At 69.3% G+C, this 16376-nt stretch carries 12 protein-coding genes and 1 pseudogene; 9 read left to right on the top strand and 4 right to left on the bottom strand.

Features of this window, described 5'->3' with window-relative positions; translation table 11 throughout:
* Positions 1-74: 74 nt before the first annotated feature.
* The 8 genes and pseudogenes from frc to K1T35_RS02040 all read left to right on the top strand — a co-directional run bounded on the left by frc (position 75) and on the right by K1T35_RS02040 (position 9152).
* Positions 75-1301 (top strand): formyl-CoA transferase, encoded by a 1227-nt coding sequence (gene frc, locus K1T35_RS02075; RefSeq protein ID WP_220258503.1) that lies wholly within the window; start codon positions 75-77, stop codon positions 1299-1301.
* A gap of 2 nt (positions 1302-1303) precedes the next feature.
* Positions 1304-3439 carry an acetate--CoA ligase family protein gene (locus K1T35_RS02070; RefSeq protein WP_220258502.1) on the top strand — a complete coding sequence of 712 codons (2136 nt, stop codon included), beginning with the start codon at positions 1304-1306 and terminating at the stop codon, positions 3437-3439.
* Positions 3440-3623: 184 nt separating this feature from the next.
* Positions 3624-5171, top strand: a complete 1548-nt coding sequence (locus K1T35_RS02065) for an Nramp family divalent metal transporter (protein ID WP_255621488.1) — start codon at positions 3624-3626, stop codon at positions 5169-5171.
* 5 nt (positions 5172-5176) lie between these two features.
* Positions 5177-5773, top strand: coding sequence for a hypothetical protein (locus K1T35_RS02060; protein WP_212612473.1), 597 nt, complete (start codon positions 5177-5179; stop codon positions 5771-5773).
* An 89-nt stretch (positions 5774-5862) separates the two neighbouring features.
* On the top strand, positions 5863-6864 hold the full coding sequence (locus K1T35_RS02055; RefSeq protein ID WP_220258501.1) for a TerC family protein: 1002 nt from the start codon (positions 5863-5865) through the stop codon (positions 6862-6864).
* Between the two features lie 142 nt (positions 6865-7006).
* Positions 7007-7600: pseudogene (locus tag K1T35_RS02050) on the top strand (Nramp family divalent metal transporter); the annotation flags it as partial.
* 1 nt (position 7601) lies between these two features.
* A complete protein-coding gene (locus K1T35_RS02045; protein WP_220258499.1) occupies positions 7602-8075 on the top strand; it encodes a hypothetical protein in 474 nt (157 codons plus the stop codon).
* Positions 8076-8153: 78 nt separating this feature from the next.
* Positions 8154-9152, top strand: coding sequence for a TerC family protein (locus tag K1T35_RS02040; protein WP_220258498.1), 999 nt, complete (start codon positions 8154-8156; stop codon positions 9150-9152).
* A 55-nt stretch (positions 9153-9207) separates the two neighbouring features.
* On the opposite strand, the gene K1T35_RS02035 is transcribed toward K1T35_RS02040, so the two are convergent.
* The gene (locus tag K1T35_RS02035) at positions 9208-10941 is read right to left on the bottom strand and encodes an NAD(P)H-dependent oxidoreductase subunit E (RefSeq protein ID WP_220258497.1); all 1734 of its coding nucleotides are present in this window, start codon (positions 10939-10941) and stop codon (positions 9208-9210) included.
* 102 nt (positions 10942-11043) lie between these two features.
* A complete protein-coding gene (gene acs, locus K1T35_RS02030) occupies positions 11044-13023 on the bottom strand; it encodes an acetate--CoA ligase (RefSeq protein WP_220258496.1) in 1980 nt (659 codons plus the stop codon).
* Between the two features lie 292 nt (positions 13024-13315).
* On the opposite strand from acs, the gene K1T35_RS02025 reads away from it, so the two are divergent.
* A complete protein-coding gene (locus K1T35_RS02025) occupies positions 13316-14059 on the top strand; it encodes an oxidoreductase (RefSeq protein ID WP_220258495.1) in 744 nt (247 codons plus the stop codon).
* A 368-nt stretch (positions 14060-14427) separates the two neighbouring features.
* Here K1T35_RS02025 and K1T35_RS02020 read toward each other — a convergent pair whose 3' ends face one another.
* Positions 14428-15258 carry an HAD family phosphatase gene (locus tag K1T35_RS02020; protein WP_255621484.1) on the bottom strand — a complete coding sequence of 277 codons (831 nt, stop codon included), beginning with the start codon at positions 15256-15258 and terminating at the stop codon, positions 14428-14430.
* 220 nt (positions 15259-15478) lie between these two features.
* Positions 15479-16339 carry a D-2-hydroxyacid dehydrogenase gene (locus K1T35_RS02015; protein ID WP_255621482.1) on the bottom strand — a complete coding sequence of 287 codons (861 nt, stop codon included), beginning with the start codon at positions 16337-16339 and terminating at the stop codon, positions 15479-15481.
* Positions 16340-16376: the final 37 nt, after the last annotated feature.

The following is a 16376-nucleotide window of genomic DNA, read 5'->3' as shown; positions in this document are numbered from 1 at the left end:
ATGAGCGAGCTTGCGAGCGAATCAATGTCACAGCGTGCGCGCGAAGCGCAGACCGAGTGCAGCGAGGGCTGACGATGAGTGCACTGGAAGGCATCCGTGTCCTGGACATGACCCATGTCCAGTCGGGCCCGTCGGCCACCCAGATCCTGGCCTGGCTCGGCGCTGACGTGGTGAAACTCGAAGCCACGACCGGCGACATCACCCGCCAGCAACTGCGGGACGTGCCCGGCGTCGACAGCCTCTACTTCACGATGCTGAACTGCAACAAGCGCAGCATCACACTCAACATGAAGAGCGAAGAAGGCAAGCAGCTCTTCATCGAGATGGTGCAGAAGTCCGACGTGCTCGTGGAGAACTTCGGACCCGGTGCCGTCGATCGCATGGGATTCACATGGGACCGGCTCCAGGAGCTGAACCCGCGCCTGGTCTACGCATCCATCAAGGGATTCGGTGAAGGCCCGTACACGCACTACAAGGCGTACGAGGTCGTCGCGCAGGCGATGGGCGGCTCGATGAGCACCACCGGATTCGAGGACGGCCCGCCGGTGGCCACGGGCGCCCAGATCGGCGACTCCGGCACCGGGATGCACGCAGTGGCCGGAATCCTCGCCGCACTCGTCCAGCGCGGGCGCACCGGGCGCGGCCAGCGCGTCACGGTCGCGATGCAGCACGCGGTGCTCAACCTGTGCCGGGTGAAGCTGCGCGACCAGCAGCGACTCGCCCACGGCCCGCTCGCCGAGTACCCGAACGAGGAGTTCGGCGACGAGGTCCCGCGTTCGGGCAACGCCTCCGGCGGCGGGCAGCCCGGCTGGGCCGTGAAGTGCGCGCCCGGCGGCCCCAACGACTACATCTACGTCATCGTGCAGCCACCCGGCTGGGCGCCGATCGCGGAGCTGATCGGCAGGCCCGAGCTGGCCGACGACCCCGAGTGGGCCACGCCGGAGGCTCGGCTGCCCAAGCTCGACAAGATGTTCCAGCTGATCGAGGAGTGGTCCTCGGGGCTCAGCAAGTGGGACGCGCTCGCCGAGCTGAACGCCCACAACATCCCGTGCGGCCCGATCCTCTCCACCAAGGAGCTGATCGAGGACGCGTCGCTTGTCGACAACAACATGATCGTCACGGTCGACCACCCGGAGCGCGGTGCGTTCAAGACCGTCGGCTGCCCGATCAAGCTGTCCGACTCGCCGGTGAAGGTCGAGACCTCTCCGCTGCTCGGCCAGCACAACGAGGACGTGTACGTGCGCGAGCTGGGCCTCGACCCGGAGCGCTTCGCCGAGCTCAAGACGAACGGAGTGATCTGAGCATGGGAGCCGGGTACGACAAGGACGCCGTGCGCGATGTCCTCGACAAAGCACTGGCCGAAGGCCGCGACTCGCTGACCGCCCCGGAAGGCCGCCGCGTCTGTGAGGCGTACGGCATCCCGACCCCGGGCGAGGGCCTCGCCAGCACGGCCGACGACGCCGTCCGCCTCGCCGCCGAGCTGGGCGGCAAGGTCGTACTGAAGATCGTGTCGCCGGACATCCTGCACAAGACGGAGGCGGGCGGCGTCAAGGTCGGTGTCTCCGGCGACGACGCCGTACGCGCGGCCTTCGACGAGATCATCGCCAACGCCAAGGTCTACAAGGCCGACGCCGACATCGACGGCGTGCAGGTGCAGCAGATGCTCGCCGGCGGCCAGGAAGTGATCATCGGGGCCACCACGGATCCGACGTTCGGCAAGGTCGTGGTCTTCGGCCTGGGCGGTGTGCTGGTCGAGGTACTCAAGGACGTCACCTTCCGACTCGCTCCGGTCGACGCGGAGACCGCCCACTCGATGCTCGACGGCATCCAGGCCGCCGAGGTCCTCAAGGGCGCTCGTGGGGCGGAACCGGCCGACGCCGACGCGCTCGCCGAGATCATCACGCGGCTGTCCGATCTGGTCACCGACTTCCCCCGGATCCGCGAGTTCGACCTCAACCCGGTGTTCGCCCGCCCCGACGGCGCGTCCGCCGCGGACGTCCGGATCCTGCTGGACGCCGAGGAGCCCACCGAACCCGTGCGCTACAGCCAGGAGGAGATCCTGGCGACGATGAACCGCATGATGCGGCCGAACGCGGTCGCCGTCATCGGGGCGTCGGCCGAGAACGGCAAGATCGGCAACTCGGTGATGAAGAACCTCATCAACGGGGGCTACGCGGGCGAGATCTACCCGATCAACCCGAAGGCCGACGAGATCCTCGGGAAGAAGGCCTACAAGAGCATCAGAGACGTGCCCGGCGAGGTCGACGTGGCGGTGTTCGCCGTGCCGGCCAAGTTCGTGCCGCAGGCGCTGCGCGAGGTCGGCGAGAAGAACGTGCCGGCCGCGGTGCTCATCCCCTCCGGGTTCGGAGAGACCGGCAACCACGAGCTGCAGGACGAGATCGTGAAGATCGGCCGCGAGCTGGGCGTGCGCCTGCTGGGGCCGAACATCTACGGCTACTACTACACGCCGCAGAACCTCTGCGCGACGTTCTGCACGCCCTACGACGTCAAGGGTGGCGTCGCGCTGACGTCGCAGTCCGGCGGCATCGGCATGGCGATCCTCGGGTTCGCCCGCACCACGAAGACGGGCGTCTCGGCCATCGTCGGCCTGGGCAACAAGTCCGACCTCGACGAGGACGACCTGCTCACCTACTTCGAGCAGGACGACGACACGAAGGTCGTCGCGATGCACCTCGAGGACCTCAAGGACGGCCGCGCGTTCGTCGAGGCCGCGCAGCGCATCACGAAGAAGAAGCCGGTGGTCGTGCTCAAGGCCGGCCGCACGGCGATGGGGGCGCGGGCCGCAGGCTCGCACACCGGCGCGCTGGCAGGCGACGACAAGGTCTACGACGACATCCTGCGCCAGTCCGGTGTGGTGCGTGCCTACTCGCTGAACGACATGCTCGAGTTCGCCAGGGGCGTGCCGGTGCTGCCCGCGCCGAAGGGCGAGAACGTCGTCATCATCACCGGCGCCGGCGGGTCCGGAGTGCTGCTGTCCGACGCGGTCGTCGACAACGGGATGTCGCTGATGGAGATCCCTCCGGACCTCGACGAGGCGTTCCGGAAGTTCATCCCGCCGTTCGGCGCCGCCGGCAACCCGATCGACATCACCGGTGGCGAGCCGCCGTCGACCTACGAGGCCACGATCCGGCTCGGTCTCGAGGACGACCGGATCCACGCCTTGATCCTCGGCTACTGGCACACGATCGTGACCCCGCCGATGGTCTTCGCCGAGCTCACCGCCCGCGTGGTGGCCGAGTTCCGGGAGAAGGGGATCGAGAAGCCGGTGGTGGCGTCCCTCGCCGGCGACACCGAGGTGGAGGAGGCGAGCACGTACCTCTACGACCACGGGGTCGTCGCCTACCCGTACACCACTGAGAAGCCGGTGGCCGTGCTCGGGGCGAAGTACCGCTGGGCGCGTGGTGCCGGTCTCGTTTGAGGAGATGCAGAGCTGGGGCTGGTACTGAGCCCGGCTCGGCCTGGTACCGAAAAGCGCATCGGGTATCGGGAAGTTAGGCCCGGCCGGTAGCCCTGGGGAACTCGCCCACCCGCCAGGGACCGACCGGGCCGGGCGGCAGCCGATTCGTCATATGTTCCACACGAGGAGGAAGTCGCGGAAAGGCATGGTCGGGCGGGTAGGCCCCCACTCAGGAGATCCCAATGGAGAGGTCCCAGCAGTGACGACTTCAAAAGAACCCGACGCCGCGTCGGGCGATCCGACCGCCACCGACACACGCGTATGGCACGCTGGTGGCCTCGCGCCGATGCCCATCCGGAAGCTTCCGGATGCACCCCCCTCCGTCCACCTCCTCGGCCCGACGGTATTCCTCGTCGCGCTCGGTGTGGGTATGGGCGAGTCGTACATGTGGCCACGACTCGTGCTGCTGTTCGGGCCCGAGATCCGGTGGCTGTTCCTGATCGGTGTCACGCTGCAGGCGTTCGTCCTGCTGGAGATGGCGCGTTATGCAATGGCGACCGGTGAGTCCATCTTCACCGGCGCGGCGCGCGTCTTCAAACCGATCATGTGGTTCTTCTTCACGATCGCGATCCTCATCTACATCTGGCCGGGTCACCTCTCGGCCGGCGCGAGCGCGTTCGAACAGGCCACCGGTGTCCCGTGGCAGGTGACCGCCACCATCGGCATGCTGCTGGTCGGCACGCTGTTCACGCTCGCCAAGGTGATCTACGACCTCGTGGAGAAGATCCTCGGACTCCTGATCGGCCTCCTCGTGGTCGGGACGGCGATCATCGCCTCGCTGGTCGGCAACTGGGACGATCTGAGCTCCACGATCGCGGGCATGTTCGCGTTCGGCTTCATCCCGGCCGAGGCACACACCGCCGAGTGGTTCCCGATCATCGTCGGTTCGATCGCGTTCGCGGGCCCTTCGGGTATGCAGCAGATGTGGTACACGCTGCACCTGCGGGAGAGCGGCGCCGGGATGGGCGCGCACGTGCCGAAGGTGCGCGGTCTCGCCCGGGCGGGAGTGGAGGAGGAGCGCTCCGCGACCGGCTTCATGTTCGACACCGACGATCCGGAAGAGCTGGCGAAGTGGAAGGGCTGGCGCAGGTGGGTCACGTTCGACGCCATCCTGCTCTTCTGGGGCATCACGATGCTCGTCACGATCTCGTTCACCGTGCTCGCCCGCGCGGCGGCGCGACAGAACCCGGCCGTCGTCGACGAACTGCGCAACGGCGAGCGGGAAGCGGCGCTGCTGGCGATGTCGGACTCCTTCGGCTCGGTCGGCCTTCCGGTGCTCGGCACGGTGTTCCTGCTGTTCATCGCGCTGATCGGCCTGAACGCCACGCTGGGTCTGTTCGACTCGTTCGCCCGCGGGCAGTCGGACATGGCCTACACCTTCATCCCGGCCACGCGGAAGTTCGGCATGTCCCGCCTGTACGGGTATTTCCTGTGGTTCGTGATCGCCTTCGGGATCCTCATCCTGTGGGGCGGCCCGGCCGACGGGCCCGAGGCGATCCTGGACGTCCTCGCGTTCCTGTCCGCGTTCGCCATGGGTGCGTACTGCATCGTGCTCCTGCTGGTGAACAACAGGATGTTGCCCAAGCCGATCCGTCCGAAGTGGTGGACCAACGCCATCATCGGCTTCGGTGCGGTGTTCTACCTGGGCGCATTGTTCTACAGCCTGGCCGTCTTCGGCGCCCTCCCGGACTGATGATGATGACTATCCGGAGCGCACGTCAGCTCGCCGAGATCGGCGCCCCCGGTGCCGTGATCGGCGTGATCGCGGGCGCCGTGGTCGGGGTGTTGGCCGGTATCGTCGGCCAACCCCTCGGCTGGGCGCTCACCGGTGCCGTGATGCTCGCTGTACCACTCGCCTGCGTCGGCGGGTGCTACGGCGTGCTCACCGGGCTCGGACATGCCAAGCCCGGCATGTTCACGCCTGCTGCGGTCCTGTGGCTGGTGGGCTTCCCGCTCTCCCGCCTGTGGCACGAGACGATGACACCTGTCGTGCTGGGTGGTCCTGCCACCCCGCCTGATGACGTCGTCACATTTCTGCTGTACCAGGCGTTGGTCGGCATGGGCTTTGCGATCGGATTCATCTGGCTCTACGAGCGGATCATCCCCGGATGGCTGGCTCAGATCAAGGACCACAATCCCTACGCCGAGCGGGTGTACGCCCGCTACATCGCCCACGCCGAACACATGTGGAACCTCAGGGAGCAGAGACGTGCCCGCCGCCAGGCGGGGCATGCTCCCGGGCAGGTGGGACCCCCAGGGGGCACCACCAAGGTGAGGGCCAAACGGTCCTCGTGACGATCGGCGCGGCGGAGATTCTCCGCCGCGCCGATCGTTGAACCGGACATACGCCGGCGACAGCAGGGCGTCCCTTCCTCGGGAGAGAGATGAACATTCCGACCTGGGCCTGGTTCGTGACGATCGCGGCGTTCCTGGCCGTGATCGCATTCGACTTCTACCTGGTGGCCCGCAACCCGCGGGATCCATCGATGCGGGAATCCACGATCTGGGTGATCGTGTACGTCTCCCTCTCCATCGCGTTCGGGCTGGGAGTGCTCGCCGTCGCGGGGCCGCAGTACGGCGGTGAGTTCTTCGCTGGCTGGATCACCGAGTACTCGCTCTCGGTGGACAACCTCTTCGTCTTCGTGCTGATCATGAGCAAGTTCGCGGTGCCGCGGGACTACCGGCAGAAGGTGCTCCTGATCGGCATCGTGCTCGCGCTCGTGCTGCGGGGGATCTTCATCGCACTCGGCGCGGAGGCCATCGCCCGCTTCGACTGGATGTTCTACCTGTTCGGGGCGTTCCTCATCTGGACGGCCTGGAAGCTCATCCAGGAGGCCGGCGAGGACGAGGAGTTCAAGGAGAACCGCCTGCTGCGCTACGTCGAGCGGGTGGTGCCCTCCACGAAGGAGTACGACGGCGCGCGGATGACCACGATCGTCGACGGCCGCAGGCTCGTGACGCCGATGCTCATCGTGATGGTGGCGATCGGCACCACCGACCTGCTGTTCGCGGTGGACTCCATCCCGGCGATCTTCGGCCTGACCCAGGAGCCGTACCTGGTGTTCACGGCGAACGCGTTCGCCCTCATGGGGCTGCGGCAGCTGTTCTTCCTCATCGGTGGCCTGCTTGACCGACTCATCTACCTCAGCAAGGGCCTGGCGTTCGTCCTCGCCTTCATCGGCGTGAAGCTGATCCTGGAGGCAATGCACCACCACGGCGTGGCCTGGGCACCGGAGGTGCCGATCCTGGTCTCCCTCGGCGTCATCGTCGGCACCCTCGCCGTGACGACGGTGCTCAGCCTGATGAAGTCCCGCCGCGACGCCGCGGCCGCGACCTCCCCGGGCGACGAGCTGACCGGTCCGAACAGCCACTCGTCCGGCAACTGACCGACACGAAACGAGCGCCCGCCCCCGGCAAATGGGGCGGGCGCTCGTCGCGTGTACCGGCTCAGCCGCGCGTCGATCTCGGCCAGCGGGTCGTCGGCCCGGGGGGAGGAGCTGACCATGCACTCGTTCGTCTTGGGTCACCTTCGACGCCCTGCTTCTCTTCTGGGGTATCACGATGCTGGTTACGGTCTCGTTCACCGTTCTCGCACAGGCCGCTGCCCGGCAGAGCCCCGACGTCGTCGGCCTGCTGCGGGAGGGGGAGCGGGAGGCCGCGCTCAACGCCATGTCCGCATCGTTCGCCTCGGTCGGCGTACCGGCGCTGGGCGGTGTGTTCCTCGGGTTCATCGCGCTGATCGGCCTGAACGCCACCCTCGGGCTCTTCGACTCGTTCTCCCGGGGCCAGGCCGACATGACGTACAACTTCGTGCCCGGCGCGAAGCGGTTCCGGACGTCGCACCTCTACGGCGGGTTCCTCTGGGGTGTGATCATCTTTGGGATCTGCATCCTGCTCTGGGGGCCTGCCGACGGTCCGGCGGCGATCCTGGACGTGCTGGCGTTCCTGTCCACGTTCGCCATGGGCGCGTACTGCATCGTGCTCCTGCTGGTGAACAACCGGCTGCTGCCCAAGCCGATCCGGCCGAAGCTGTGGACGAACCTGATCATCGGGTTCGGGGCATTCTTCTACCTGGGGATGCTCCTCTACAGCCTCTTCCGCTTCGGCGTGGTCGTGGGCTGACATGTCCGTCACGCAGGCACGTCAGCTCGCCGAGGTCAGCGCCACCGGCGCGGTGATCGGCGTGCTCGGCGCGATCTACGGGGTGCTCGTCGGCCTCGGTCGCGCCAAGCCGGGCATGTTCGCGCCGGCGGTGGCTGTCTGGTTCGTGGGATTCCCGCTCGCGCGGCTCCTGCATGAAACGGCGACCCCGGTCCTGCTGGGCGGCAATCCCACCCCGCCGGACGACGTCGTCACCTTCCTCGCCTTCCAGGCCGTGGTCAGCCTGGGCTTCGCGATCGGCTTCGTCTGGCTCTACGAGCGGATCACCCCTTCCTGGTTGATCCACATCAAAGGCCACAATCCCTATGCCGAGCGGGTATACGGAAGATACGTTGCCCACGCAGAAGCGGTGTGGGCGGCGAGAGAGCGCAAGCGCGCCCGGCGTGCGGCATCCACCGGGGTCGCCGCCCGGGGGCGAACCCGCCGATCCACGTGACGGACGGCGCGGCGGACGAGGTCCGCCGCGCCGTTTCCATCCCGCCGTCGGCGGGGGGACAACCGGGACAGGAGAGAGATGATCATTTCGACCGGGGTGTGGATCGCGACGATCGCGGCGTTCCTCGCCGTGCTCGCGTTCGACTTCTACCTGGTGGCCCGCAACCCACGGGATCCATCGATGCGCGAGTCGACGATCTGGGTGGCCGTCTACGTCTCGCTCGCCATCGCGTTCGGGCTGGGAGTGCTCGCGGTCGCCGGACCGCGGTACGGGGGCGAGTTCTTCGCCGGCTGGATCACCGAGTACTCGCTCTCGGTGGACAACCTCTTCGTCTTCGTGCTGATCATGAGCAAATTCGCGGTGCCGCGGGACTACCGGCAGAAGGTGCTCCTGATCGGCATCGTGCTCGCGCTCGTGCTGCGCGGGATCTTCATCGCACTCGGCGCGGAGGCCATCTCCCGCTTCGACTGGATGTTCTACCTGTTCGGGGCGTTCCTCATCTGGACAGCATGGAAGCTCATCAAGGAGGCCGACGGGAACGAGGAGTTCGAGGAGAACCGCCTCCTGCGCTACGTCGAGCGGGTGGTGCCCTCCACGAAGGAGTACAACGGCGCGAAGATGACCACCGTCGTCGACGGCCGCAGGCTCGTGACGCCGATGCTCATCGTGATGGTGGCGATCGGCACCACCGACCTGCTGTTCGCGGTGGACTCCATCCCGGCGGTCTTCGGACTCACCCAGGAGCCGTACCTCGTGTTCACCGTGAACGCGTTCGCCCTCATGGGGCTGCGGCAGCTGTTCTTCCTCATCGGTGGCCTGCTCGACAGGCTGGTCTACCTCAGCAAGGGCCTTGCCTTCATCCTCGCGTTCATCGGGGTGAAGCTGATCCTGGAGGCGCTGCACCACCACGGCGTCGCATGGGCGCCCGAGGTGCCGATCCTCGTCTCCCTCGGCGTCATCGTCGGCACGCTGACGCTCACGACGATCGCGAGCCTCATGAAGTCCCGCCGCGACGCCGCCAACGGCCCGGACGACGACGACATCACCGAACCGAGCTCTCACTCGTCGAAGAACTGACTCGCGACACAACACCCGTGGCCCTGCTCCGATCCGGAGCAGGGCCACTTCGTTGTCAGGCCTTCCCGTTCCGGCTCACCTTGTCGTCGACCTCGGGGTCGTCGTTCTTCGGGTGCCGACGGACCGTCGTGGCGCCCTGCTGCATCCCGAGGACGCTCACGACCGGGCCGAGTGCCACCTGGCCGAGCCCGCAGATCGACGTCTTGCGCATCACGAGCTCGAGCTCGAGGATCCGCTCGCGTCCCGCGTCGTCGAGACCGCCGACGCCGATGGCCTCGGTGAGCAGCGTGTGCGCCTTCGTCGAGCCGACCCGGCACGGCACGCACTTGCCGCAGGACTCGTTGCGGAAGAAGCGCAGCACGTTGGTGGCCGCGGCGAGCAGGTCGGTGCCCTCCGCGATCGCCACCAGTGCCCCCGAGCCCAGCATCGAACCCGCATCGGCGAGCGTGCCGAAGTCGAGGGGGACGTCGAGCTGGTCGGGTCCTAGGAAGTTGGAGGACGCGCCGCCAGGCTGGATGGCCTGCAGCGCGGCGCCACCTGCCATGCCACCCGCCTCCTCCAGGAGCGCGCGGGCCGTCGTTCCCATCGGCACGCAGTAGACGCCGGGCCGCTCGACGTGCCCGGATACCGCGAAGAACTTCCAGCCGACGGAGTCGCCGACGCCCTGGTCACGCCACCACTGCGCGCCCTGTTCGACGATGACCGGCACGTCGGCGAACGTCTCCACCGAGTTCATCAGGGTTGGCCGGCCCCACAGCCCGAAGATTCCCGGGAACGGGGGCTTGTTGCGGGGCTCCCCGCGGTGGCCCTCCATCGCCTCGATCAGCGCCGACTCCTCGCCGAGGATGTAGCCGCCGGGCGAGGTGAAGATGTCCAGCTGCAGGGTGCGCCCGGATCCCAGCACGTCGGTGCCGATCAGCCCGGCCGCGCGGATCGCCTCGATCTCCGCCCGCAGCACGTGCTCCTCCGGCCCGTACTCGTGCCGGATGAACACGTACCCCTGCTCCGCGCCGGTGCAGACCATCCCGAGCAGCAGGCCCTCCAGCACCAGGTGCGGCTCGTCGGCGAGGATCTGCCGGTCCTTGAAGGTGCCGGGCTCGGACTCGTCGGCGTTGCAGATGGCGTACTTGAGCCCGGCGGGCTGGTCGGCGACGAGCTGCCACTTGCGGCCCGTCGGGAAGCCCGCGCCGCCCATCCCGCGTAGCCCGGAGTCGGTGACGGCTGCGATCACGTCCTTGGTGGTCCGCTCGCCGGCGAGCACCGAGCGGAGCACCCGGTACCGCTCCTCCCCCGGCACGTACGGATCGTTGGGCCACGGCTCTGCCCGGCCCGACGGCGTCGGCGCGGCGTGCCCGAGGTCGTCGGCCCGCGCGGCGGCCACCAGCACGGCGGTGTCCTCCAGCGCGGCCGGGTGCTCGTTGACCGCAACGGCCGGCGCGATGTCGCAGCGGCCGAGGCAGGACACCTCCGTGAACTCGACGTCCGCGTCGCCGTCCAGCCGGGCCGCCACCTCGGCGAGCTTCTCGTCGGCGCCCGCGAGCCAGCAGGTGAGGTCGTGGCAGGCGTGCACCGCGACCTTGGCCGGCGGATCCGTGCGGAAGTGCGGGTAGAACGAGACGATGCCCTCGATCTCGTAGAGCGGGCGGCGCAGCTCCCGCCCGAGCGCCACCAGCTCTTCGCGCGGCAGCCAGCCCAGCCGCGCCTGGATCGCGTTCAGCTCGGGGATGAGGCTCGGACCAGGGAACTTCCCGGCCCGCGCCTCGACGCCCGGCACCTTCGCCGCCGTCATCGCCTGGCTCCGATCGCCTCGACCAACACGCGTGTCTACGGTATACCGCCTACGACCCATGAGGGGATACGAGCGCCGGAACGCTCGTATCCCCTGACAGGTTCAGTCCTCGGACTTGCTGCTGTCCTTCAAGCCCGCCGAGATCATGTCCATCACCGAGGAGTCTGCCAGCGTCGTGACGTCCCCGACCTCGCGGTTCTCCGCCACGTCGCGCAGCAGCCGCCGCATGATCTTCCCGGAGCGCGTCTTCGGCAACTCGTCGACGACCATGATCTGGCGCGGCTTCGCGATCGGACCGATCTCCTTGGAGACGTGGTCACGCAGGGCCTTGATGGCGTCGGCACCCTTCGCCTGGTCCTGGGCGACGTTGCCGCGCAGGATCACGAACGCGACGATCCCCTGCCCCGTGGTGGCGTCGGACGCACCGACCACGGCCGCCTCGGCCACCGTCGGATGGCTCACCAGCGCCGACTCCACCTCGGTGGTGGAGATGCGGTGGCCGGACACGTTCATCACGTCGTCCACCCGGCCGAGCAGCCAGATCGCGCCGTCGTCGTCGTACTTGGCGCCGTCGCCCGCGAAGTAGTAGCCCTGGTCGGCGAACCGGGCCCAGTACGTCTCGCGGTAACGCTCTTCGTCGCCCCAGATGCCGCGCAGCATCGACGGCCACGGCTTGTCGAGCACCAGGTACCCGCCGCCGCCGTAGCCGACCGGCTTCGCTTCGTCGTTGACGATCTCGGCGCTGATCCCCGGCAGCGGGCGCATCGCGGAGCCCGGCTTGGCGGCCGTGACGCCGGGCAGCGGCGAGATCATGATCGCGCCGGTCTCGGTCTGCCACCAGGTGTCGACGATCGGGCAGTTGTTGCCGCCGATGTGCTCCCGGTACCACATCCAGGCCTCGGGGTTGATCGGCTCGCCGACGCTGCCCAGCACCCGCAGCGAGGACAGGTCGTACTTCGCGGGGATGTCGTGGCCCCACTTCATGAACGTGCGGATCAGCGTGGGAGCCGTGTAGTAGATCGAGACGCCGTACTTCTGGATGATCTCCCAGTGCCGGCCCTCGTGCGGGGTGTTCGGGGTGCCCTCGTACATCACCGACGTCGCCCGGTTCGCCAGCGGCCCGTACACGATGTAGCTGTGGCCGGTGACCCAGCCGATGTCGGCGGTGCACCAGTAGACGCTCTCGCCGGGCTTGTGGTCGAACACGGCGTGGTGGGTGTAGGCGGCCTGCGTGAGGTAGCCGCCCGACGTGTGCAGGATGCCCTTCGGCTTCCCCGTCGTGCCGGAGGTGTAGAGGATGTAGAGCGGTTGCTCGGCGTCGAACGCCTCCGGCGTGTGCTGGTCGGACTGCTTCTCCACGACGTCGTGCCACCAGACATCACGGCCGTCGGACCACGGCACGTCGATGTCGGTGCGCTTGACCACGAGCACGTGCTGGATGCTCGGTGTCTCGGCCGTCGCCTCGTCGGTGCCGGCCTTCATCGGTGCCGGCTTGCCCCTGCGGAACTGCCCGTCCGAGGTGATGAGCAGCTTCGCCTCCGCATCCTCGATGCGGGCCTTGAGCGCGCCGGGCGAGAACCCGCCGAACACCACGCTGTGCATGGCGCCGAGGCGCGCGCACGCCAGCATCGAGAACACGGCCTCGGGGATCATCGGCAGCTGGATGGCCACGCGGTCGCCCTTGCCCACGCCCAGCTCGATCAGGGCGTTGGCGGTTTTGCAGACCTCGCGCTGCAGGTCGGCGTAGGTGATGGTGCGGGTGTCGCCGGGCTCGCCCTCCCAGTGGAAGGCCACCTGCCCCCCGTGCCCGGCCTCGACGTGCCGGTCCACACAGTTGTAGGCCACGTTGAGCTTGCCGCCGACGAACCACTTCGCGAACGGGGCGTCCCAGTCGAGCACCCGCTCCCATTTCTGCGCCCAGTGCAGCCGCTCGGCCTGCTCGGCCCAGAACGCCTCGCGGTCGGCGTCGGCGCGGTCGTACCAGTCGGCCGTGGCGTTGGCCTGCGCGGCGAACTCGGCGCTGGGCGGGAAGCTCCGGTTCTCGGTGGACAGGTTGCTCAGCGTGGCGTTTTCCTCGGCCATCAATGCCCTCCTGGTCCTGGGCGTCGCGCCGGGCTTCGGTGCCCGGCTGAAGCATGCTTGCTGTTGGACGCTAGTGCGCCGCCCGGCCCAACGCACCGTCGGTCCGGACAGGTCGGGGCATTTCGCCGGACGGTCGACGGACGGCCGACCGGCGGACGAGCAACGGCACACGCCCCACCTTGTCCATACCCGCTCCGCGGACGAGCCCTGACATCCGCGAGTCGGGGTCTGGGTGCGCGCGAGTCGGGGTCTGGGTGCAGGTGGGCCGGGCGGCGGGTGGCAGCATGCCCGAGTGGCCGTGACCGCCGATCCGCTGGCCCCGCTGCTCGACCTGCCGGGGGTGCCCGACGCCGTCGCCCGGGCGCGCGACGCGCTCGTCGCCGTGCACAACCACCCGGTCAACCGGCGGGGGTGGCCTGCGAGCGCGGCCGAGGCGAGCCTGCGCGCCGCACGCGCGTCCGCGGCACTGGACGGAACCACGCTCACGGTGAGCGACGCGGTGCCCGACCCGGTGCTCGCCGGCGCCGTGCGCGCCGCCGAGGAGTGCGGGCGTCTGCTCGGTGCATGGCGCAGTTCCCCGCTGCAGGCATTGGCGAGGCTGCACGTCGTGGCCGCCGCCGGCCTCGTGCCTCCGGACCGGCACGAGGCGGAGCTGGGCAGGCCGCGATCCGGCGACGGGGTGGCCGCCCGGCTGGGCCTGCTCGCCGACCTCGCCACGGGCGGCACCCGCGTGCCGGCCCCGGTTCTGGTGGCGGTGGTGCACGGCGAGCTGCTCGCACTCGCGCCCTTCGCCGCGGCGAACGGCGTGGTGGCCCGCGCCGCCGCGCGGCTCGCGGCGGTGGCCGCGGGGCTGGATCCGAAGGGGCTCGCCGTGCCCGAGGTGGGGCACCTGCGCCATGCCGCGCAATACCGCGCCGCCGCGGCGGCGTTCGCGGGGGGCACGAGCGACGGCGTGCGGGAATGGGTGTTGCACTGCTGCGCCCAGTGGGAGGCGGGAGCTCGGGAAGGCACCTCGATCGCCGACGCCCGCAGCTGATCCCTCACATACGAGACGGGCGGCGCTCCGGAGGAGGAGCACCGCCCGCCTGCGCGGGAAATCCGAGATCCAGGCGTGCACTACGTGTCGTGATAGTGGCCTCGGCGTCCAGCGTCCCGGTACGCAGGCCCACGACGACATGCCTCCCGCGGCGTGCTGTGCGTGGAGCGCCCGGCCTTCCCGCACGGAGCCCTGCTCGGGGTGGACGGGTGCTTCTCTGCCGCACCGCCCCTGGCCGTCAGGGGTCCGTACGGCTCTTTGTAGTCGGTGACTCGGACCACAGCAAGGGGCGCCGAGAGGTGCACCGGTTCAGGCACGCACGGTGGCGATCAGTAACCGCGGCGCCACCCTCATGAACCCCATCAGCCTCATGAACGCACCGGTCGCCGCCACACGTACCAGCCGACGGCGGCCAGCGCGGCCACGGCACCGACACCCGCCGCCGTGAGCGTGGTGCGCAGGGGCGGCCTCCGGAACCGCAACACGACCGGATCGGCGAACGTCAGCACCGGCCAGCCGCGCAGCTCTGCCTCCCGGCGCAGCGCGCGGTCCGGGTTGACCACGGTGGGATGCCCGACGGCCTCGAGCAGCGGCAGATCGGTGATCGAGTCGGAGTACGCGCGGCAGTCCTCGAGCCGGTACCCCTGCTCCTCGGCGAGCCGGCGCGCTGCCTGCGCCTTCGCCTCGCCGTAGCAGTAGTAGTCGATCACCCCGGTGTACCGGCCGTCGACCACACCCATGCGGGTGGCGACGCAGCGGTCGGCGCCGACGAGGGTGGCGATCGGCTCGACGACCTCGTGCCCCGACGCCGAGAGCACGACGACCTCGTCGCCGTTCGCCCTGTGCTCGGCGATCAGCTCGGTGGCCTCCGCGTAGACGAGCGGCTCGACGATGTCGTGCAGCGTCTCGGCCACGATGCTGCTGATCTGCGCCACCTCCCAGCCGGTGCACAGCGCGGTGATCCGCTTCCGCAGGAGATCCATCGTGTTCGCGTCGGCACCGGACAGCACGAGGAGCAACTGCGCGTAACCGCTGCGGAGGGCGGCCCGCCTGCTGATGAGCCCCTGCCTGCGGAACGGCCGGCTGAACGCGAGCGCGCTCGATCCGGCGATGATGGTCTTGTCGAGATCGAAGAACGCGGCCGTGCCGGACCGGGCCGGCGCCGGGGTGGACAACTGCGGGGGGAGCGCACCGGACACGCGGGCGAGCTTGCCAGACAGGACGGATGCCGACGGCCTCCCGCGTCGATACCGTCCCGACACCACCCCACTTGCTAGTCGCAGAATCGCGCGGATGTGCTCGTCAAGGGCTACGATGGGCCTGTCCGGCTCTGTCCGGACACGGTTCAGCTCGACCCCCCGGAGCTGAACCAAACGACGGCCCCCGCCAATCCCCCCTGGCGGGGGCCGTCCCATGTGCTCAGTACCCGGCGCGCTTGTCGACGACGTTGCGCAGCGGCCCGCCCGCCACGAAGCGCGTCAGGTTGTCGACGAAGACATCCACGCCACGCCGCCTCGTCCGTGCCGTGGTCGCGCCGTTGTGCGGCGTGACGATGACGTTGGGCAACGACCAGAACGGGCTGTCGGCCGGCAGCGGCTCGACGGCGTGCGCGTCGAGGCCCGCCCCGGCGATCCAGCCCTCCCGCACCGCGGTGAGCAGCGCGTCGTCGTCGGCGATGCCGCCGCGGGACACGCAGATGTAGTACGCGGTGGGTTTCATGGCGCGGAACGCCGCGGGCCCGAGCAGCCCGCGGCTCTGCGGGGTCAGGGCAGCCGTGACGACCACGAAGTCCGACTCGGCGACGAACGCCGTGACCTCGCCCGGCCCGTACATCCGCTCCACATCCGGCACCCGCCGCTCGGGGCGGCGCCGCAACCCCAGCACCCGCATGTCGAACGCGGCGGCCCGGCGGGCGAGCGCGCTGCCGGCCCCACCCATTCCGACGATCCCGCACGTGGCGCCCGCGAGCTCGCCGTGCGGGAACCGGTCCCATGTGCGCGATCCCTGCGCGCGCAGCCACCGCGGCGCGTCCCGGTCGAGCATCAGCATGAGCATCAGCGCGTGCTCGGCGAGCGGGACGGCGCCGTTGCCCTTCGACGACGTCAGTACGACCGGGCTCGCCACCATCTCGGGGTGGAGCGCACCGTCCACACCGGCGGCCCAGCTGTGCACCCACTGAAGCCGGCCTGCCGCCGCGAGCCCTGACGCGTCGAGGGTTCCGGCCACCACGTGCGCCTCGGGTAGCCGGTCCGCGACGTCCGCGAGGCTCGCCGCGAACACGATGTCGGCGTCCGGCGCGGCCGCCCTTATCCGCTCC

Origin of the sequence: Pseudonocardia sp. DSM 110487, from assembly GCF_019468565.1 — a bacterium.
Classification (GTDB): domain Bacteria; phylum Actinomycetota; class Actinomycetes; order Mycobacteriales; family Pseudonocardiaceae; genus Pseudonocardia.
This window is presented reverse-complemented; position numbering and strand designations above follow the sequence as displayed.

Coding starts and splice junctions, on each gene's coding strand:
- frc (WP_220258503.1), top strand. CDS start 75: ATGAGTGCACTGGAAGGCATCCGTGTCCTGGACATGACCCATGTCCAG.
- K1T35_RS02070 (WP_220258502.1), top strand. CDS start 1,304: ATGGGAGCCGGGTACGACAAGGACGCCGTGCGCGATGTCCTCGACAAA.
- K1T35_RS02065 (WP_255621488.1), top strand. CDS start 3,624: ATGGTCGGGCGGGTAGGCCCCCACTCAGGAGATCCCAATGGAGAGGTC.
- K1T35_RS02060 (WP_212612473.1), top strand. CDS start 5,177: ATGACTATCCGGAGCGCACGTCAGCTCGCCGAGATCGGCGCCCCCGGT.
- K1T35_RS02055 (WP_220258501.1), top strand. CDS start 5,863: ATGAACATTCCGACCTGGGCCTGGTTCGTGACGATCGCGGCGTTCCTG.
- K1T35_RS02045 (WP_220258499.1), top strand. CDS start 7,602: ATGTCCGTCACGCAGGCACGTCAGCTCGCCGAGGTCAGCGCCACCGGC.
- K1T35_RS02040 (WP_220258498.1), top strand. CDS start 8,154: ATGATCATTTCGACCGGGGTGTGGATCGCGACGATCGCGGCGTTCCTC.
- K1T35_RS02035 (WP_220258497.1), bottom strand. CDS start 10,941: ATGACGGCGGCGAAGGTGCCGGGCGTCGAGGCGCGGGCCGGGAAGTTC.
- acs (WP_220258496.1), bottom strand. CDS start 13,023: ATGGCCGAGGAAAACGCCACGCTGAGCAACCTGTCCACCGAGAACCGG.